This is a genomic window from Bacillus sp. Marseille-Q1617, assembly GCF_903645295.1.
In the GTDB taxonomy this organism is placed as follows: Bacteria; Bacillota; Bacilli; order Bacillales; family Bacillaceae_B; genus Rossellomorea.
In genome coordinates, this window is sequence record NZ_CAHJXM010000001.1 from 2,278,146 (window position 1) to 2,298,248 (window position 20,103).

Genomic DNA, 20,103 nt, shown 5'->3' on the forward strand with positions numbered 1-20,103 from the left:
TTGAAGGCCTTCATCTTGCTTAAACTCGAAGGTGTTCTCGTTGATTTCAACTTGTAATGCTTCTTCGTATCCTCAATGAACCGTTCATTGGATAAATCGTATTGCCCCCACCATTGGTACAATACTGAATTCTCTTCTAGTTCCCTCTTTAGAGCGAAAAGAGCGCGATCCTTACTCCAAAAAACGCTCGATTGTGGAAAACCAAAGAGTAACAAACACCCTATCAGATAACGATTCTCTGGTTCATCTTTTTTTAAATCCATATTATATTCACCAAGAAAATTGATATGCTCCTATCCTAACAAATTTTATTTAGGACTTACATGAATGCCTTCACTCTCTCGCCAATCTGCGTAAAGTATACGCTTTACATTATCATATCCAGTGGTAGTTAATTGGTTATCTAACCACTGTTGATCAAATCCGAGTTCATGTAAATTATCCCATAAAATTTCCCCATCTATAATTAACGATGTTGGGAGGTCTGCTGGACTTTCTGGAAGATTGAAATCTTGCTTGTCTGGTTTTTGATACTTGGATTTTAATAATAAACTTATTTGCCCATTAGCTTCCAATATACCGTATTTGACTTCGCGAACTGAAAAGACATTATTTTGACGGAGTATACTCAATACTTGATTTACATCCAATTTGTTCTTTGTAAGTAACTTTCTGTCCATGACACCATCTCGAATGATGATGTTAGGATTGCCTAACAAGAGAGAACGTGTCGATTTATTTTTTAGAGTCATAATCTCTATTCCCAACATAAGAAACGTCCACAATCCGATGGCATATAAAAAATGAAAAATCCCTACCTTATCTTCATAAATGGTATTTCCTAAAAAATCTCCAAGTACTAACACAAAAACTAAGTGAAACGGGGTTAACTGATAGATGGATGTTCTGCCTGTTATGATAATGATAAAAAATAAAGTTGCAAAACCAACGATGACTTTGATAGTCAGTAAACCAATATTAACTTCTTCCAAAGTTTTTTCCTCCTATTTAAATTTTACTTAGTTGTAAGATCTTGAGGTTTAAATAAAGAGGCTAGTTTTAGTATTAAAGGTCGAGTTACAATTTCAACAATGATGTAATATATGAATGAATATCTGTATCTCGACTCAAAATAATTAACAAGTTTGACCCACTCGCAAAAGGGTTCACCTATATAGGCATATGTTAGGTGCCATAATGATCTGGGCTAAAATAAAAGATTCCATGTTCTAAAATATTGATATAACAACATGTAAGCTACAGGTATCATTGAAAAATCAATTTCCATCGTAATTAAGAAAAAAAACCATGTTGAAAGTTCTTCTAACACGGGTTTTTTTTCGACTTTTTTTAAAATGAATCAGAAATATTTTAAAAACAATGAAATTTTTTAAATAGATTTAAGATAGAACAATAAAAACAGGATACATCAACCTTATAATAATGGAGAAAGCAGACGAGAACCCTGTTCAACAATGCGCTCGGTCAGGGATCGTTGCAGCAAGTCTTCAATTCTTAATGGTACAGAATCAGTAAGATCCCTCTCGAACTGCTCTGTGAGTTCCCTTGCCACATCAGCACTGTACATGAATTGACACACCTCATAATGCAGGCGAAAACTTCTCATATCATAGTTTGCTGAGCCTACTTCTGCAATTTCCTCATCGATGATCAACACCTTCGCATGTATCATTCCTTTGTCGTACTGGTAGATTTCGACTCCAGCTTCTATAAGTTCTCCGTAATAGGTACGGCTTGCAAGGCCCACGATTTTTTGATTATTATGGCGAGGAACCAGCAATCTTACACGGACACCACGAGCTACTGCTGTCTTTAATGCCATGATAATATCCGTTTCTGGTACAAAATAGGGTGTGGTTAAATCAATAGTCTTTTTCGCCTGTGTTATACATATAAAGTAAGCTTGCCGAATAACTGGGGTAGGAATTCCAGGGTTTCCTTCCAACGTATGGATATGCGCTTTTTGCAATGGCCTAGTTTTTGCGAACATGTCCATTTCTTTATCATCAAGGGTGCTCAACTCTGATCCCAATTCGGCTGACCATTTGGAATAATCTGCTCTGGCGATTGAATTGATTTTCGTTACCTCTGATTTTGTTTTCAAATTTGTTTTTGATTTTATCCGTTCCGGCACAGCGATTTCCCAATGAACATCAAAGACAGGCTGCAAATCGGCTGATGCTTCTCCTATGACTTGCAAATGAGTATCCCGCCAGAAGCCAACGTCAGGCTTTAATCCTGTATATTCATATCCTATGTTAATGCCACCATTAAAAGCTATCTTTCCGTCGATTATGGCCATCTTACAATGATCCCGATAATTCCAATTGGACAAAAACCAGGGAAATCGCAACGGAAATATTGTCCTGCATTCTATACCTGCTTCAACCATCTGCCGGATTTTCTCACGCGGGAACTTATAACTCCCCAAGCCATCTCTCATAAAACGAACCTGCACTCCAGTTAATGCTTTTTCGATTAGCAGTTCAGTGATGCGATTGCCAATTTGGTCATTCCGAAAAATGAAATATTCCAGATCAATTGTTTTTTGAGCATCTTGTAGGGATTCAAAGAGTTGTTCATATTTCGCTATTCCATTGTTAAACACTTGGACTCGGCCCATTCGAAGCCCATTCACAGTGAAATGCCGTAAAGAATCGGCAATTACCGATGCTGAATCACTGAATGTCTCAGGTAATTTGTTAGATTCATTATTAGAAGATGTCAATCTTTTCCGGTTAATTAACTTAGGATTTGATATGCTAAGATATAGCAAGAAACCAATGACAGGCAAAAGAAGGACGATTATTATCCAATTCAATGCCTTCGCAGGCCTACGTACTTCCCAAATTGCTATGAATAACATAAAGAGTGCATTAAATAGATATAGACCAAAAATCCACTCCAATTGAAATCCCTCCCTTGTTTTTCTCTTAGCATGTACAAACTGTGTAGGGAGTATACGTTTGGATACGAAGGAAATGTTTAGATTGACCTTTTCCCATGAGACACCTCAAAGGAAACCATGGGGACAGGTACTCCGGTCTTTTTCAGATAAAAAAACCGCGGTACCTGTCCCCACGGTTTTTGATCTTGATTCTTCATTCCAGTTTCACAAACAATTATGAAAAGTTAGCTGCCGCCGGGTCTTCCCCGGCTGTTTTTTCTTTCGAGGTTTTTTCGAATATCGGACTTGCTTCTTGTTTTGTGATGAGGGAGATTCCGACCAGCGACACGGTTGAAATAATCATCGCGATGGCTCCTGTATCAAGTGCTGGAACATAGATCCCCTTCACTTTTAAAATGTATAGGCCGATACTGAAAATGAAGCCAAGGGCTGATGACCAGATGGCCGCTACTCGAGTGGCGCGTTTCCAAAGGATTCCGATGCTTAATACCGGCACCAATGAAGCGGCAAAAATTCCCCATGAAGCGTTGCCGAGCCATCCTACGAGATCCGGCGGATTTAAGGAAAGCAGGAATGTCAAAACGATAATGACGAGTGTAAACCATCTCGACAGGGCTAATTCTTTCTTTTCCGGAAGCTTTTCTCCTTTTTTAATAATCTGCTGATAGATATCCCTGACAATAGAAGAACTTGCAACCAGCAAGAACGCTTCACTTGTTGACATGATCGCAGCCATGACAGCGGCAAAGATTAATCCGGCAATCACTGGCGGGAAGAAGGTTTCGATAAACATGGGTGCCACCATATCCGGAGAGGAAGGAGCTGCCATTTCCCCGCGATTGACCATGACTTTTGTGTATAGACCGACAAACCATAAGAGGGCAGTGAGTCCATATGTACCTGCAGCAATGATGCACGCCCATTTCAGCATGGAAAGTTTTTTGATCATGTAAAACTTTGAAACAACATGCGGCTGTCCTTGATGGCCGATTACATAAATGAAGAAATAAGAGATAAAAGCGAAAATGCCGATCGGGCCTGTTGTATGGAATGCCTGCACCATATTAGGGTTTATCCCCGCAAGTTCCGAGTTAAGCTGGGACATACCGCCCACCATTTTCATCCCGCCGATGAAGACGATCAGAGCACCGGCCACCATGACGATCATTTGAATGAAATCTGTCCAGACAGCGCTGATCATACCACCGCCGACAACGTATACGGTCAAGATCGCCACCCCGATAAACAATGCGATCTTATAGTCCACCCCAAGAACAGTTTGCAGCATGTTCCCCAGCGCTTTGTATTGAGCCATCTGGTATCCGATCGCGCCGCCTAATATCGCCAGGGCGGTGATCGCGCGAATGGCCTTACTGTTATAGCGGACTTCCAACAAATCTGGAATCGTCAATGCACCAAATTTTTGTGTAATCCGTCTCATTGGCTTTGCCAAGACTAGAAAGCTGACAAATATTCCTGCCGTGGCAAAGATTCCGATCATAAATATGGCATAACCATGTTCATAAACGAGTCCCGTCAGCCCGATAAATCCGTACCCCGACATGGTTGTGGAAGAGACGGCAAGAGCCACAAGCCAGGGGCCGAACCTCCTTCCTCCCGTATAAAACGTATCCATATCTTTTTGATGCCTCATTGAAAGTAATCCGATAACCAATATACCAAGCAAATAAATGATCCCAATGGCTAATATCATGAAACATCCTCCTCTTCATTATTTTTGAACGCCAATGCACCCCAAATTCCTGCTGCTACAATGGCGCCTGGCCAAAATACAAATAACATGAATGTCATTAATGGCGATAATCCAAACAAGTCAATCTCCCCTTTTAAAATAATTTAATCGATTACCGGTCAACAAAGTTCGGCTCCCGTTTTTGGATAAAAGCCTCCACCCCCTCCTTCACGTCCTTCGTTTGAAAAACCTGGCCGAAATATTCAGCTTCTGTGACAAGCCCTTCATCCACATGCTGCTCAAATCCGTTATCAATGGATCGTTTGGCAAAAGACAAGGATGGAGAAGAATAACGGCTGATTTTTTCTGCTAGCTCAACCGCTTTATTCAAGGATTGGCCCTTAGGAACCACGTGATTGACCAATCCAATCCGGTTCGCTTCTTCAGCGGTCAATGGCTCTCCTGTGAAGATCATTTCCTTTGCCCTTGCTTTTCCTACAAGTCTCGGCAGTCTTTGCGTTCCTCCCGCCCCTGGAAACAACCCCAGCTTTATTTCAGGAAGGCCGATCTTGACCTGTTCTTCCGCAATCCGAATGTCACAGCTTAAAGCAAGTTCGCATCCGCCGCCTAATGCAAAGCCATTAATCGCAGCAATCGTTGGCTGGGGCAGCCGTTCAATCTTATTGAGCGGTTCCTGCAGCCAAAGCGATTTTTGCTTGGCCAGCTCCACCCCTTTGCCAGTCCAGTCAGGAAACCCTTTAATATCTCCTCCCGCCACAAATGCCTTTTCGCCGGCACTAGTCAGTATGACCACCTTCACACTGGAATCGCTTCCAATTTCATCCGCGGCAGCTGATAATTGTTCGATCACATCGGCGCTCAGCACATTCACAGGCGGATTATCAATGATAACCGTGGCAATACATTGCTGTTTTGACCATGAAACAACTTGGATTTTTTTCATCTGTACCCTCCTCATGTATGGCTGTATTGATTTCGCAAAATGAATTTCTGCACCTTCCCGGATGGCGTGCGCGGCAATTCTTTTACGAATATGACTTTTCTTGGCTTCTTGTAGCTGGCAAGCTGACTTTTACAGTAATCAATAATTTCTTGCTCTGTAAGATGTGCTCCCTCCTTTTTCACGACAACGGCGCAAACAGCTTCGATATAGTGAGGATCGGGAACACCTATGATGGAGACCTCCCTTATGCCGTCAATCCGGTAGAGTACATCCTCGATTTCAGCTGCATATATATTCTCGCCGCCGCTCCGGATCATATCTTTTTTCCTGCCTGCAATGGTCAGGTAACCATCCTGATCAAGTTGGCCCAAATCCCCTGTCCGGCAAAAACCATTTACGAACGTTTCCCGAGTGGCATCAGGCTTTCTCCAATAGCCGGCTGAAACAGCAGGACTCTTAATGGCAATCTCCCCAACCTCACCTGTAGGGATCTGGTCCCCATTTTCATCAATAATATGAATTTCCGTAAGAGGCAGAGGCTTTCCAACTGTATGACCTTTTGTAAATACATCCTCGGGGTTCAATGAGGCGGCAATCGGCGTTCCTTCCGTCAGTCCATACACCTGAACGACCCCTATATGCGGGAATTTTTTCTTTAATTTTTCAAGCGCCCAAGGCATGAGGGGATCTCCCCCTGTATAAATCGTCTTCAATTCTTTCAGCTGATACTTGCCTATATCCGGATCATTCAGCATTTCATAAATCATGAAGGGGAATAAAAAACAATCGCTCACACGCTCCCTTTCCATCACGCCCAGGATCCTGCCAATCTCAAATCCCTGGCTTCTTGTGATGATCACTGTTCCTCCCATCATCAGGATGGGAAGGGCGATATCTTCCATGGCCCCCACATGGTACAGGGGTCCGGTCGTCATGCCGACCTCATTTCCGGTAAAATTCCACTTTAATGCCTGCATTGATGAAAACCAAAAGGTCGTTTCGTGAGTCCAGATCGCACCCTTGGGCCTGCCGGTCGTTCCCGACGTATACATCAGCATGACCGGTTCGTTCAGTTTGATGGTTTCAGACCTCAGTTCGTCTGTCGGCCCATTTTCTAAAACTCGCCAGCTCTCAGCCCAATTTGGAATGTTCCCGTCTTCGTTTTGAAGGCAAATATACCGCTGCACAGAGACTTGACTGCGAACTGGCTCCAGCTCACTCGCCAAATCAGAATGGAAACAAAGTATTTTTGTATCCGAGTCGTTTAGCAGGTATTCGAACTCCTTGCTTGAGAGCCGAAAATTAAGCCGGACAGCAATCGCCCCGATCTTGGCAGCAGCGAAATAAAGACCGAAATATTCCAAGCAGTTATAGAGCAGAATCCCAACACGATCCCCTTTTCTCACACCCATTTCGCGAAGCTTATTTGCATAACCATTCGATATCCGATGAAGATTACTGTAGGTCCACGAATTTCCCGACTCTTCTCTAATGGCGATTTTGGATGGGTTCTGAGGGTTCAAATCGTTCGCCATTCTTCTTGTAAAATATCCGACATCCAATAGAATCCCTCCTTAAGTATGTAAGCGCATACAATTTTTGAGTAACAATGTGAATTTTTAAAAACTTCCCTCCCCTTTACAAATACTTATTGCAAGATTCGTGCCAAAAAAGAAAATCCCCTATTCACTTGATTTCCCTGAATTTGCGACCATATAAAATTGATGTTTTTTTCCGGTTCTCTAGAATATCTTTTTACTTTTCTGAATTTTCTAGTTATTTATCAACGCAAGGAAATCCTTTAAATACCTTGTATGTGGGAAAAAAGAAGAAAAATCCGGAAGCTCGGAAAAGATTCCGAACTCCAGGATTTATTCAATACAATCAGTAATAGCGTATTTTTTAATTTTGTCATATATCGTAGAATTCCCTATTCCAAGCGACTCCGCAGCCTTATTTTTATCGTAGCCGAACTGTTTTAGAGCCCTTTCGATTGCTTTCTTTTCTGTTTCTTCTATAATACTCTTCAGACTTCGCTTTTCCATTTTGGTGGTCTTGCTGTTTTTCAAGTAATCCGGCAAAGCCTCGATCCTCATTTCCTCGCCATCTGAAAGATGAACACCTGCATCGATGACATTTTCCAACTCCCTTATATTCCCCGGCCAGTTATATTGTTCGATGATAGAAAGGGCTTCTGGACAGACAGATGTGACACGCTTCCCGATCCTTGCCGTTACTTTTTTAAGGAAATGATCTACTAGCAAATGGATATCCTCCGTCCTCGCTCTTAGCGGAGGAATGAAAAGCTGAACAGCATTGACCCGGTAAAATAAATCCTCACGGAACAGCTTGTCTTCGATCATTTTTTCCAGGGGACGATTCGTTGCAGCAATCACACGGATATTGATCTTTTTTGGCTGCAGTGCCCCCACCGGCTCGAATTCCTTTTCTTGCAGGACACGCAGCAGTTTTACCTGCATGTGCTGAGGCATATCCCCTATCTCATCCAGAAAGATCGTCCCGCCCGCAGCAAACTCAAACTTTCCGATTTTCCCTCCTTTTTTCGCACCCGTAAAGGCACCTTCCTCATACCCAAAAAGCTCCGATTCCAGCAAATGTTCCGGAATAGAACCGCAATTCACTTTTACAAAGGGCTTGTCGCTGCGCTCACTAAGTTTATGTATACTCTGGGCCAGGATCTCCTTTCCGGTCCCGCTCTCCCCCCTGAGCAGTACGGAAATATCCCCGCTGGCCACTCGTTTCACCCGTTCTTTTAATTCGATGACCTCCGGAGTCTTACCGATAAGATCATGAAGGGAATACTTAAGTCCATTCTCGGTTTCCCATTCATTACGATAATAATTGAGCTCAGAAAGGACATCTTTTATATGACTGTTCATTTTCTTCCAATCATCAAGATCCTTGAAAAGGATGGTCCCGATCGCCCCCAGGATTTCATTGTCTTCGATGATGGGAATGCGATTGGCAATCACGAACTCTCCCCTAAGCATCTGCACATCCGCAATATCCTTTTGCCCTGTCCGGGGCACCAGATGCATCCTGGTATTTTCAATCACATCTGTGACATGCTTCCCAATCACCGCTTCCCGGTCTGCCTCTAAAAACTCACAATAGTTATTACTTATGTATTGGATAATCCCCTCGCAATCCACAATGACAATCCCGTAATAGGCACTCTCAAAAATGAGGTCAAGCAAGTGGTCATTAATAAACAGTTTGGTACTCCTCATAAGACCATCCCCTTTTTTAGCTTTCTATCTTTTATAGTAGCATGATTAGCCAGATAGAAAATAGAAAATTTAAAATAATCAGAAATGGTGATTTTTTAGGAAACCACGGGGACAGGTTCTCCGTTCTTTTTTCAGATAATAAAACCGCGGTACCCGTCCCCACGTATTTCGGCTTTAAAACTGATCGTCTTTCTTGACGGAAACTCGAAATAATCATTTAAAGATTATTCGACAAGTTGCTTAAAAATGGAGGAAAGTGGATTGAAAAATGAAAATTTTGCACGTAAATTTGGAAAGTGGCCTGTATTTTCAAAATGTGGTCTGAAAAGGAGGAAAAGTGGATTGAAAACAATCGTATGAAAGAGTCGAAGCATAAGACCGGCTCCGCGTTCATCTAAGTATCCCTTAAAACAAGGGTTTCAAATGGAATATCCATTATTTACAATTGTATCACAAAATCCCTCAATAAAGGCTCATATCCGCAAGAATAGGAGTCGAATTGACAAGTCTTTTAACACCCTAAATAGCACCTCATTTTTTTGTTGTACAATAATTATTGTACGCTTGTTAATTAAGGTGCTATTCGAAGTGCTAACTAACCTAAATTCAAAGTAAAAACTTGTTATAACAATAAATAGAGCAGGGCTAATTCATATGCGAATTAGCCTGCTATTTATAATGCTATTTGCTATTTTCTCTCCCTGAACGGAACCCCTTTCTTATTAAGTAACGGGTTTGGATTTCGAATACAAAAACTAAATTAACACACCAATTAGCAGTCCTTTTCGTAACTGAATTAGACTGCTTCTTTTAGTTGATATATATAGGGGTTAATAACATAAACTGTAAATCCGCCCTGAATTTCGAACCTTTTTTATCATGGGGTCATAATTTTTGTCAGCATGAAAAGTCGCATGTTAATTGTTATACCAATTGTTGTGCTACAAATGATTTTTAACTAGCAGGGGATGCGTGTTGATGTTTGAGAGGCAGATCAATGAAGCAGACATTTTTTTCATCCTTAATTGTGAGTAACCTCTGATTGTTTAAATAAGGGGAGTTTTTCCCGTTATCCTGCAGAATCGGGCTAGGTTCGGGGGATATAAGGGGAGTTTTTCCCGTTAAGGCAAGTAAAAAGGTATATTTTCATGCTTTTAGAGTAAATAGGGGGAATGTTTCCCTCTATTTACTCAATACTTCGTGCTAATTCCTCAATAAGAGGAATTTCTCCCCTTATTTTGGTAGTTTATTTTATAGAATTATTGTATATTTAAAAATCACTAACCAGTGCTTATCTTAGGATAAAAAATGCTTGGAGCATCTGTCTCCAAGCATTTTTCTATTCTGATTTTCTTGCCAAATTGATTCTTATTTTGGTGCGAATTACTATACTAAAAGCAATGATAATTCATATTTTGTACTTCAAAACAGAACCCCTTACTTATTAAGCTTCTGCTTGTCAATTTTCCACTATTCATCTTTAACTAAATATAGATTGATTATTATTAACTAATTCATTAGAGGGGCCGGATTCAACTCTTCATCTCTTTGTAAAGACCTTCTAAAAAGCCACTCCCTAATTTCCCTCTAAATGCTGCTTCTCACCAGCCAAAAGCATCTCCAAATGTCTAACGGTCGGGGTGAGATTAACTAGAAAATACGATTCTCTTAACCTTCTTGATGGATCACTTTTTTGAATGTAGGCAGCACTTCCGCTATGAATCATATTGGCATGTACTGCTTTAGAGGTCAGATAGACAACCTCTAAACGGATACGAATGAGCTCTTCCCACACAATTGAAAAATCCGTCGTCATGCTTGCGAGCTTATAGGTCTTCTCGCGTAATCCTTCCAACTCCTGCTCTAGTTCTTCTGCTTGCACTGGCAGGTATTGATTCGAGCCGCCTTGTTTGGATTTTACTTTATTTATCGAATGAATTGCAGCTTCTGTAACACCCAAGCCTAATGGAATTTGATAGAATATAAATGCCGGACGCACTTGTTTGATAAAGGAATCGGCATCTTCAGCTATTAACCAGTTATCCGGGATAAAGACACCTTTGAATTGACAGGCAAACGTTGCACTTCCGTTCAGACCTAAATAATCAATTTTTTCCTTCAGGTTTAAACCATCCACATCACATGGGATACAAGCCATGATTCGTTGATCATCGTCCACTTCAGCCACAATTCCAAACCAATGTGTATCACCCAGATTCGAAACAGATGGCAGTGTTCCAGACACAGAATAACCACCTTCAGTTCGCGTTGCATTCAGGTGCAGCTTCTCCATTCCACCGTAAAATTTCATTGGGTTTGATAACCCTGTCCCACCGAGAAGATCACCTTTTTCGAGCTTCGGTAAAATTTCTTCCTTCAAGTAGGCATTCGTACTATGACGTAAGTAAGTCATCGATGTTAACTGGCACCACAAATTAAATGCCGTTGTCATACACACCTTAGCCGTTTCTTCAACAAGTGCGATTTCCCGTTGTAATACGTGATTGACAGGTAAGTCCCGGGATTGATAAAATCCAGCTTTTCCTAATTCAAGCAAGTATTCTTTCGCATAATAAGCTTCACAATCTATTTGTCTGACAAACGGCTTTAATTGTTCTTGTATGATGGCTTCCAACTTATCATTTTGACTAAATTCTTTTGATATCATAGTACTCTACCTCTCTTAAATTATTGCTTTCTAACGGCGGGCCGGGGACTCTGGCCTCATTATGTAAGGAAATATAATGATGAGGAGAAAAACATGTGGAATAAGAAACAAAACAAGGAGTCAGGCACCCAGTATGCGTACAATCGGGGCTTGAGGCACATGTGCCTCAAGCCTCACTTGCACTCTTATCACTTAGGCATTGTCAATTTCAGTAATGGAGTCTAAAGGCGTATTAACTGCTTCACGCGCTCTTTTTACTGCATCTTCATCAGGAGCATCATAGAAGCATAAGCACTTAGACATATCTTCACATACATATGTCCTTGAGAAGGATACCTCAGGAACCTCTGCATAGTGAACAGAATTTTTCTTCTTACGATCTAGATAGGCATCCATCGTCAAGTTCTCCGGCAAGTTCCATTGAACCAGATAATTAACCTTATCAGCTTGTTTCTTTACGTCATCCAGCTCTTTACCCACTAACCTTACTTCTTTCACTAATTCCACAGTCAGATCTAAGTCTGAAAGAGAATCAGATACCGCCTCTTGACTTTCTCCTTCAAAAATGAAAAATGTTCTTGAAAGATCCTTCGAAACTTGCACCTCTACAAGGTTAACTTCCTTTTTTTCAACTGCTGAATTGATTTCCTCGACTTTGCTTTCAAAAGCAGATTTATTTGAAACCCCGTTTACTGTTGACTCAACTAAAAATAAAGCCATTTGCTCCACTCCTTTAAAAATTAGATTTACTCTATAGATTATTTTATTATACTCAGTTGCAAAAAACAACCAACTAACATTTTTATATTTATGATATATTTATGTTAAAATAATGCTACGCGCAAAAGGAGGACCCTTAATTGAAAACAACCTACAATTTACCTTGTAATATTGCACAAACATTAAACATAATTGGAGACCGGTGGACACTATTAATTGCACATGAAATCCTAAAAGGAAATGTGCAATTCACTGATATCAAAAAATCCTTGGAAGGAATCTCATCAAATATCTTGTCTGATCGTATAAAATACTTAGAGAAATGCGGCCTTGTCACCTCAGTGTTGTACTCTGAACACCCGCCACGCTATCAATACCAACTAACGGATAGCGGAAAGGATTTAGAACCCATCTTTAACGCCATACTGTTATGGGGACGTGACCATTTACAAAAATGCTATAAAAAGATCATTCACTCCGAGTGTCAGCATGAAGTGACAATCGCCTATTACTGCCCACATTGCGAGACCAACGTTGACAATCTTTCGGTGGTTGAAGTGAACGAAGAAAAAGTAAGTTCCTGACACTTAATGTGTTAGGGACTATTTTCTTTTCAAGGCAGTTTCATTAGATGGAGACAACGCCCAGATTCCTACTTCGACGGCGTTACTCCACCCCACTGTTTCTGAATCCATTTTTCAAAAGCGGTAATTGCTTTATCTAATAATAATCCGCATAAACCAATAAAAATGATACCGGCTAGAACCAGATCTAATCGAAGTAAATTCCTCGCATCAACAATCAAGTAACCCAGGCCTGATTGTGCACCAACCATTTCACCGGAAACCAAAAAGATCCAAGCCGTGCCCAGAGCAATGTGCAGTCCGTTGGCGATGTATGGAAATGTTGCCGGGAAAATGATTTTTGTCATCAATTGGGGTTGCTTTATCTCCAAATTCTCTGCAACTTTCAAATAGGTTTTATCCACTTTTTTCACAGCTGAAACTGTTGAAAGCAACACGGGATAAAATGCTGCAATGAAAATAATTACGATGGCCGGGGCGTTTCCGATACCAAACCATAACACAATAAATGGAGACCACGCGATTGGCGCAACCGGACGTAATACTTGTACGATTGGATCGATGATATTCCATACTCTTTCCATGCGTCCAAGCAATAACCCTAAAACAATTGCCGTAACGACTGCTAACAAATAGCCTGTTGCAAAACGAAAGAGGCTGACCTGCAGGTGTACGAACAATGTTCCATCTGCGATCAATGAAATAATTCCATTTAAAACCATAAGTGGTGTCGGAAATAAATTTTCATTAACATCGGTTACTACAATCACCATCTGCCAAAGAGCGATAAGGATGGCAAAACCTATTAAGATATTTAATAACTTCTTTACCGCGTTATTCATGTCATCACATCGCTTTATTAATAAAAGAATTATCCACGAAATCTTCATACGTTGGTGGATTTTCAGAAAGACCCATTTCCTTGATGTAATTTCTCAACTCTGTATAGGAATCTTCATTAATTTTTAAGTCATCATACGAAATCCACTCAAGTGACTGTTCAAGCACCTTATCATCTACATCTAAATAATCCTTAATAATCGTATTCGTTTCCTCATGACCTTCTTCTGCTTCCATCCCTGCCGCTACATAGGAGTCTATGAACTCTTGTGCTGCTTCCGGTTCATCTTCAAGAAACTCACCTCGCATAACAAGGGCACAGTCGATTGCATTTTGCCAAAGGTCATCCTCTTGATAAAGAACTTTTCCATTTCCATTCACCACGGATTGAGCTCCGAACGGCTCTGCTACAACATATCCGGCAATCCTTCCTTCTGAAAGTGCAGCTGGCATTTCAGCGGGTGGCATCTCAACGGCATTTACATAATCATAAGAAAAACCTGCTTGTTTCAAAGCTTGGTAGAGTAATATATTGTGTGTCGAAAACTTATGTGGTATTGCAAATGTCTTCCCCTTAAGGTCTGATACACTTTCTATATCATTTGCTACTACAAGCGCGTTACCATCACGATGCCCAAGAGCAACTGCTTTCAAGTCAATTCCTTGTTCCTTTGCCCGCATCGCAACGGTTACTAAGGCAGATGCCCCATCAATACTACCCGTATTTAATGCGTCCATCAGATCCGGCCAAGATCCAAACTTTACGAGTTCTAATTCAAAGTTTTCGAAGCCTTCTTCAGCAAGTGCCTCTTCAACATATAATGGAACTGCGTGAGTGATAGGCAAATAGCCTATTCTAATCTTTGTTTTTCCTTCTTCACCACTAGAACTGTCCTGCCCGCCACAGCCTGTCAACAGCAGTGCCAAAATTAATCCAAACGCAAGTAATTTGCTCCATTTTCCTTTACTTTTCATCATGAATACCTCCCCATCCTTTGTCGGTTAAATATGATAACTAATAGTATTACTTCCTCCACTAAACTGAAACTCTTCAAAAATCCGCTTACGATAATATTGGAAATTACCATGACTTCGATCACGAGGCTTTGACATCTCAATCTTAATTTCACGATGAACTTCACCAGGATTTTTACTCATTATAAATATGCGGTCTGACAAATAAATAGCCTCGTCAATATCATGTGTAACAAGGACAAAAGTAGCGTTGCTGCTTTCTTGAATCTTTAGTAATTCATCCTGTAAATAATAGCGGTTAAAAGCATCCAATGCAGCAAGTGGTTCATCCATCAAAATAATTTCCGGCTCAGTTATCAAAGCGCGGGCAATTGCCACACGTTGCTGCATCCCGCCCGACATCTCATGAGGGAATTGCTGCCCCTTGTTCTCTAAACCTACTAACTTTAAATAGTTCAAAACACGGTCTTTACGTTCAGCAGAAGAAAGTTTTTGCCCCTCTAAACCTAGTTCAACGTTTTTAAACACTGTTCTCCATGGCAGTAAACCATAATTTTGAAACAGCATCATACAATTTTTGCTTGGCTTTTTCACTTCATTTCCATCTATATGGACCTTGCCGGCAGTAGCCTTCTCAAATCCACCGATAATATTGAGCAAAGTACTTTTCCCACAGCCACTCTCACCTAAGATGGAGACAAATTCATTCCTATTCACATGTAAAGAAACATTATTCAATACTTGTTCACTACTGCCATTAAAGGATTTACTAACATTATCTATTTGAACGAGCTTATCATCTGCCATGCATTAACACCCCACCCTATCTTATAAAATCTTTATGCATTAAATATGTATGATTATAAGACCCTTAATTCCGATATACTTACTTTGTATTGTTGTAGGTAAGTTTATTATACTTTGTTAAAAAATTCAACCTAGTTTTTTACCACCGGATGATTTTTTCGCCCAAAGTCCTAAAAATCAGAATACTAAACCATATGAGCCGAGGGGCCAGGCGCAGGAGCTGGATGCAGAAACCATCCCTTTTATCCACAACCCAGGAATATTATATTTTCTTAACATTAAAAAAGCCTCTATTGCATACTTAGTGCAAATAGAGGCTTTATATTATACTTCTGTTCAACTATATATATTACTTTTACTTTCTCAATCACAACACCGTAAGCTGGGCGAAAAAATATATCCTTCAATGTACTCTTTGTCCTGATTTACTTTCGCAAGCTGGTTATGCAGCCATCAGCCCAGGCCCTTAACGCATTATATTTTACGGTGGAGCACATGAATCAGAATTCCCCTTAATTCACCCATACTTTAAGTGCGTTTTTCAAGATGTTTCAGAATAATAGCTTCCCTGAAGCTATTGAATCAGTGCTTTAAAAAATTCTGTAGACTAATTAATTAATTTTCAAAACAAGTTTACCATTTCCCATACCTTTTTCTAGCTGTTCAAAGCCCTGTGATACTTTCTGGAGCGGCAGTGTTTCACCAATAATCGGACGAAGTGTACCACTTGTCAGCATGGCAATTACCCCCTGAATGCTTTGTTCATATTCTTCTTTTGGTGCGTTCCAAAGAGCTGTTGCTAAAATATCACATTCCTTTTCCATTGCAAAACGCGGATTTATTTCTATTGAACCGCGATTTCCAACGATTACAATTTTACCAAATGGTGCAATTAGCTTTAAATCTGTTTCTAAATTCTTATTTGCTAAAAACTCGATAATTACATCCGGTCCTTTTTCATCCATTAATGCTAGCACATCATCAATGGTTTCTTCTGTCACATGATCAATGACAAAATCTGCACCAGCTTGCTGAACCATTTTTTTACCTTCTGGTTTACTCGCTGTCCCAATTACTTTAGCTCCATGAGATTTAGCCATTTGCACAACTTGTAATCCAACCCCGCCACTGGCACCATGAATAAACACGGTTTGACCAGGTTTAAGACAGGCACGTTGAAATAGGACACGGTATGCAGTTAATGCAGGTACCCCCAGTGCTGCACCTTGTTCAAAAGATACATGATCTGGTAACGGATGAACCAAAGTTGCATCACATACTATTTTTTGTGCAAATGTACCTGTACTATTACTTCTCATTAAAGACGCAATAAATACACGATCACCAATTCGAACATTTGTGACTTCTTCTCCGATCGACTCCACAATTCCTGCACCGTCTAAGCCTGGGGTATAGGGCAATTGAGGTGTACAAAACGAATATGTACCAGATAATGTGTAAGTATCGCTCGGATTGATTCCCGCCGCAAATAAACGAACACATACCTCTCTCTTTCCTGCTACTACATCCTCAACATCTGTAAAAACTAATTTCTCAGGTCCACCAAATTGTGTAACTTGAATTGCTTTCATGTTCCCAGCCTCCTTGTGATTAATAAATATTGAAAGTTAGAATTTGAAGTAATATTAAAGTATAAAATATTATCCTCTCAAATGCGGACATATTAATTCATTACTTCTACTTTAAAAAAGTCCCCACCTCATAAACAATTTGCTTCTATATGAATAAATTAACTTAATATTACCCCTTTTCTTTTTTCTTTGTGAAAGGTCTTCTTTCTAATTTCTTTAAATAAACTGCCTCATTCTCATAACCTCGGAACATATTAATTACGGGGTTTATTTTCCCCTTGTAAATGAAGAAAAGCAGAACGGGAACCGTCCACACATCACTCAATAAAAACGGTGTTGACCAATGTAAGGCCACCACCGTTTTTTATGGTTCAGCACCTGGAAACTCGATGTCAAATTCAGTGCCCACCCCTTCTTCGCTTTCCACTCTGATCTTTCCCTTAAAGGAATGGATGATTTGGTAGCTGACCATCATCCCGAGGCCCGTCCCTTTTTCCTTTAGGGAATAATAAGGGGAGCCCAGGCGCTGGACTTGTTTCGGATTCATGCCGATTCCCTGGTCCTTGACGGTGAGCCTGATGTGTCCATCGACGGTTTTATGACATGACAGCGACACGGTTCCACCATTCGGCATGGACTCCACAGCATTTTTCAAGAAATTGAGCAGGGATTGGTTCAGCTTTTGGGGATCTGCTCTCATCCAGCAGTCATCCTGAATGTCGGTTTGAAATTCAACCTGCTGATTCACATTGAAGGTTTGAATCAGTTAGGCTGTACGTTTTAACTGTTCACTAACATTGACGGTTCCATAAGTACTGTTTGAAGGTTTGCCTAAAGCGAGAAAGTCGTCGATAATTTCATTTGCCCGGTCTAATTCTTCAATCGACAACTTGATGTATTCTTTTTGGCGATAAGGGAGATCGGGTTCATCAAGGAGTTGAAGAAACCCCCTGCTCACCTGCATAGGATTGCGGATTTCATGGGCAAAAACACCGGTGAGTTCACTGATCACCCTGAATTTCTCCGAGTCCTGGACATCCATCCTAAGCTGTTGGGTCTCACGAATTTTCTCGATCAACACGGGACAGAACCACGTGACGGCAATCGTAAATAGCAGGGAAGCACGGGGACGGTTCTTGCGCTTCCGAAGCAAGAGAACCGTCCCCGTGCTTACCTTTCTATGTATGTTACTGATTGTCGGATCCCTGATGGCCTGCGGAAACTCCGGGGAAAAAGATGCGAAAGAAGGTGGCGGCAAAAAAGATGCGAAGCTTGCCTTCATCCCTAAACTGACAGGTGTCGGCTTCTTCACATCAGGCGGCCAGGGAGCAAAAGAAATGGCCGATACTTTAGGAGTGGAATTGAAATATGACGGACCTTCAGAAGCATCCGTATCCGGCCAGGTGAAATACATCAATAACTTTGTCAACCAGGGCTATGACGCTTTAATGATTTCCTCTGTATCAGTGGACGGACTAAGCCAGTCACTCAAGCGCGCCAAAGATAAAGGAGTCAAAATTCTCACGTGGGACTCTGATGTAAAACCTGAAGATCGTTCCTTCTATATCAACCAGGGAACGCCGGACCAACTAGCCGAGCTGCTGATTAAAATGACGTCCGATCAGATCGGCGATTCCGGCAAGGTCGCGTTCTTCTACTCCAGCCCGACCGTTACGGATCAGAACCAATGGGTCACAAAAGCCAAAGAAATCATCGCAGACAAATACCCGAACTGGGAAATTGTCACCACCCAATACGGTGAAAACGATGCTCAAAAATCACTGACTGTCGGAGAAAGCATTCTGAAAACATATCCTGATATTGATGCCGTCATCTGCCCGGATGCCACCGCCCTCCCTGCCATGGCCCAGGCAGCAGAAAACCTGGATAAAGCAGGCAATGTCGTTGTAACCGGATTCTCCACACCAAACGTCATGCGCGACTACGTCAAACGCGACACCGTCAAACAATTCGGATTATGGGATGTTAAGAAACAAGGGGCACTTGCTGCATATGTTGCCTACCTCATGACAGTAGAAGGAAAAGACCTTAAAGTCGGAGACGAGTTCGAAGTACCTGAAATCGGCAAGGTAAAGATCGAGCCGAACAGTATTTAAGGGTATGATTATGAAGCTGAGGACAGCGGGATTATTCTATTGCCTGAGCGGGTTGTGTTTACGAAGGATAATATTGATGAGTATGATTTTTAAATAAGATAATGTAAAGGATTGATAAATTGCCGGAAGGCTTTTGATCAATCCTTTTTTCTGTGAAACGGGGACGGTTCTCACCCTACTTTTACCGCGTAACCATGTTTGCAGGGATGAATATGTTGTGATGAGTTTTTATTAAATGAGAAAAGTAGAGTGGGAACCGTCCCCACCACTGAGGGAGTTTAAGCACACCTTTTCAAGATCTTTGTTACTTAGAGTGGCATTTTTATCGATTTAACTGATACGGTTCACACCGAATAGTATTTCAACAAAGATATGTTATTTTCTTTTGATTTTCCTTTTTAGAAATATTATGACCATATGTCTGTATTCATTAACTTGTAAGACTAAAATATTTTTTGCTTTTTTGTTGACTTAAACTTTGGTTTAAGTCGTATCATATCCTGTCGACAACGAAAGATAAAATTTGGAGGTCTCCAGATGAAATATTGTTCAATAACCGTAACTTCAGCCAAATTCAATATTCCAGAACCAACATTACGTTATTATGAAAAAAAAGGATTACTACCACTAATGGAGCGTGATGAAGCTGGTAGGCGGTTATTTTCAGAACGCTCAGTATTGGCGAGTTTTCTTTTTATACGCCATTCCTTCTTCAATGTAGTGTAGTGTTTTGAGGGAACCAAAGATCCGTCACTTCACTTTAGGACAAAAAGTAGGGGATTTATGCTTTTTAATAGACTTAGGAAAAGGTCCTCCTTATTCAAGAAAAGCCCCCGTTAGTTTAAGTACATTTGTTCACAAACTTTAAGTTTTTAAGACCTGCCTGTTTTCTTTCGCTAAGTTACTTTTTGGAGTATAAGTTTAACTGCCGTTACAAATAATACCCCTATAACAAATTAGGGG

General features: G+C 40.8%; 17 protein-coding genes and 1 pseudogene. 3 read left to right on the forward strand and 15 right to left on the reverse strand.

The annotated features are described in order from the left end of the window. Positions 1-308: 308 nt before the first annotated feature. The 9 genes from HWX64_RS11425 to HWX64_RS11460 form a co-directional block, all read right to left on the reverse strand. A complete protein-coding gene (locus HWX64_RS11425; protein WP_175989549.1) occupies positions 309-992 on the reverse strand; it encodes a DUF421 domain-containing protein in 684 nt (227 codons plus the stop codon). Positions 993-1,435: 443 nt separating this feature from the next. Next, positions 1,436-2,929, reverse strand: coding sequence for a phospholipase D-like domain-containing protein (locus tag HWX64_RS11430; protein WP_175989550.1), 1,494 nt, complete (start codon positions 2,927-2,929; stop codon positions 1,436-1,438). A gap of 214 nt (positions 2,930-3,143) precedes the next feature. After that, on the reverse strand, positions 3,144-4,643 hold the full coding sequence (locus HWX64_RS11435; RefSeq protein WP_175989551.1) for a sodium/proline symporter: 1,500 nt from the start codon (positions 4,641-4,643) through the stop codon (positions 3,144-3,146). Beyond that, positions 4,640-4,762: a hypothetical protein gene (locus tag HWX64_RS22105; protein ID WP_303049473.1), complete on the reverse strand. Its 123-nt coding sequence runs from the start codon at positions 4,760-4,762 to the stop codon at positions 4,640-4,642. Before HWX64_RS22105 ends, HWX64_RS11435 begins: the two co-directional genes overlap by 4 nt. Before the next feature lie 32 nt (positions 4,763-4,794). Beyond that, entirely contained in the window at positions 4,795-5,586 is a 792-nt protein-coding gene (locus tag HWX64_RS11440; RefSeq protein WP_175989552.1) for an enoyl-CoA hydratase, read from the reverse strand. A gap of 11 nt (positions 5,587-5,597) precedes the next feature. After that, the gene (locus HWX64_RS11445; RefSeq protein WP_175989553.1) at positions 5,598-7,148 is read right to left on the reverse strand and encodes a class I adenylate-forming enzyme family protein; all 1,551 of its coding nucleotides are present in this window, start codon (positions 7,146-7,148) and stop codon (positions 5,598-5,600) included. A 309-nt stretch (positions 7,149-7,457) separates the two neighbouring features. Then, positions 7,458-8,837, reverse strand: a complete 1,380-nt coding sequence (locus HWX64_RS11450; protein WP_175989554.1) for a sigma-54-dependent Fis family transcriptional regulator — start codon at positions 8,835-8,837, stop codon at positions 7,458-7,460. A gap of 1,576 nt (positions 8,838-10,413) precedes the next feature. Further along, positions 10,414-11,505 (reverse strand): acyl-CoA/acyl-ACP dehydrogenase, encoded by a 1,092-nt coding sequence (locus HWX64_RS11455; protein WP_175989555.1) that lies wholly within the window; start codon positions 11,503-11,505, stop codon positions 10,414-10,416. A 192-nt stretch (positions 11,506-11,697) separates the two neighbouring features. Beyond that, the gene (locus HWX64_RS11460) at positions 11,698-12,225 is read right to left on the reverse strand and encodes a DUF4242 domain-containing protein (RefSeq protein ID WP_175989556.1); all 528 of its coding nucleotides are present in this window, start codon (positions 12,223-12,225) and stop codon (positions 11,698-11,700) included. A 140-nt stretch (positions 12,226-12,365) separates the two neighbouring features. Between HWX64_RS11460 and HWX64_RS11465 the strand changes: the two genes are divergently transcribed. Continuing rightward, positions 12,366-12,809, forward strand: a complete 444-nt coding sequence (locus tag HWX64_RS11465) for a helix-turn-helix domain-containing protein (RefSeq protein WP_175989557.1) — start codon at positions 12,366-12,368, stop codon at positions 12,807-12,809. 68 nt (positions 12,810-12,877) lie between these two features. On the opposite strand, the gene HWX64_RS11470 is transcribed toward HWX64_RS11465, so the two are convergent. The 6 genes from HWX64_RS11470 to HWX64_RS11495 form a co-directional block, all read right to left on the reverse strand. Next, the gene (locus tag HWX64_RS11470; RefSeq protein WP_175989558.1) at positions 12,878-13,651 is read right to left on the reverse strand and encodes an ABC transporter permease; all 774 of its coding nucleotides are present in this window, start codon (positions 13,649-13,651) and stop codon (positions 12,878-12,880) included. A gap of 4 nt (positions 13,652-13,655) precedes the next feature. Next, the gene (locus tag HWX64_RS11475; RefSeq protein ID WP_175989741.1) at positions 13,656-14,624 is read right to left on the reverse strand and encodes an ABC transporter substrate-binding protein; all 969 of its coding nucleotides are present in this window, start codon (positions 14,622-14,624) and stop codon (positions 13,656-13,658) included. 27 nt (positions 14,625-14,651) lie between these two features. Then, positions 14,652-15,431 carry an ABC transporter ATP-binding protein gene (locus HWX64_RS11480; protein ID WP_175989559.1) on the reverse strand — a complete coding sequence of 260 codons (780 nt, stop codon included), beginning with the start codon at positions 15,429-15,431 and terminating at the stop codon, positions 14,652-14,654. 611 nt (positions 15,432-16,042) lie between these two features. After that, a complete protein-coding gene (locus HWX64_RS11485; protein WP_175989560.1) occupies positions 16,043-17,023 on the reverse strand; it encodes an NADPH:quinone reductase in 981 nt (326 codons plus the stop codon). A gap of 364 nt (positions 17,024-17,387) precedes the next feature. Beyond that, positions 17,388-17,723: an ATP-binding protein gene (locus HWX64_RS11490; RefSeq protein WP_175989561.1), complete on the reverse strand. Its 336-nt coding sequence runs from the start codon at positions 17,721-17,723 to the stop codon at positions 17,388-17,390. A 66-nt stretch (positions 17,724-17,789) separates the two neighbouring features. Then, a complete protein-coding gene (locus HWX64_RS11495; protein WP_175989562.1) occupies positions 17,790-18,176 on the reverse strand; it encodes a histidine kinase dimerization/phospho-acceptor domain-containing protein in 387 nt (128 codons plus the stop codon). Between the two features lie 31 nt (positions 18,177-18,207). On the opposite strand from HWX64_RS11495, the pseudogene lsrB reads away from it, so the two are divergent. Together lsrB and HWX64_RS11505 are read left to right on the forward strand one after the other, a co-directional pair. Next, positions 18,208-19,233 (forward strand): annotated as a pseudogene (gene lsrB / locus HWX64_RS11500) (autoinducer 2 ABC transporter substrate-binding protein LsrB). A 444-nt stretch (positions 19,234-19,677) separates the two neighbouring features. Beyond that, positions 19,678-19,866 carry a MerR family DNA-binding transcriptional regulator gene (locus HWX64_RS11505; protein ID WP_175989563.1) on the forward strand — a complete coding sequence of 63 codons (189 nt, stop codon included), beginning with the start codon at positions 19,678-19,680 and terminating at the stop codon, positions 19,864-19,866. Positions 19,867-20,103 lie beyond the last annotated feature (237 nt).

Bases quoted from the DNA above. Each gene is read 5' to 3' on its own strand.
- HWX64_RS11435 (WP_175989551.1), bottom strand. From the start codon at position 4,643: ATGATATTAGCCATTGGGATCATTTATTTGCTTGGTATATTGGTTATC.
- HWX64_RS11450 (WP_175989554.1), bottom strand. From the start codon at position 8,837: ATGAGGAGTACCAAACTGTTTATTAATGACCACTTGCTTGACCTCATT.
- HWX64_RS11480 (WP_175989559.1), bottom strand. From the start codon at position 15,431: ATGGCAGATGATAAGCTCGTTCAAATAGATAATGTTAGTAAATCCTTT.
- HWX64_RS11460 (WP_175989556.1), bottom strand. From the start codon at position 12,225: ATGGCTTTATTTTTAGTTGAGTCAACAGTAAACGGGGTTTCAAATAAA.
- HWX64_RS11490 (WP_175989561.1), bottom strand. From the start codon at position 17,723: ATGAGAGCAGATCCCCAAAAGCTGAACCAATCCCTGCTCAATTTCTTG.
- HWX64_RS11505 (WP_175989563.1), top strand. From the start codon at position 19,678: ATGAAATATTGTTCAATAACCGTAACTTCAGCCAAATTCAATATTCCA.
- HWX64_RS11455 (WP_175989555.1), bottom strand. From the start codon at position 11,505: ATGATATCAAAAGAATTTAGTCAAAATGATAAGTTGGAAGCCATCATA.
- HWX64_RS11440 (WP_175989552.1), bottom strand. From the start codon at position 5,586: ATGAAAAAAATCCAAGTTGTTTCATGGTCAAAACAGCAATGTATTGCC.
- HWX64_RS11470 (WP_175989558.1), bottom strand. From the start codon at position 13,651: ATGAATAACGCGGTAAAGAAGTTATTAAATATCTTAATAGGTTTTGCC.
- HWX64_RS11485 (WP_175989560.1), bottom strand. From the start codon at position 17,023: ATGAAAGCAATTCAAGTTACACAATTTGGTGGACCTGAGAAATTAGTT.
- HWX64_RS11475 (WP_175989741.1), bottom strand. From the start codon at position 14,624: ATGAAAAGTAAAGGAAAATGGAGCAAATTACTTGCGTTTGGATTAATT.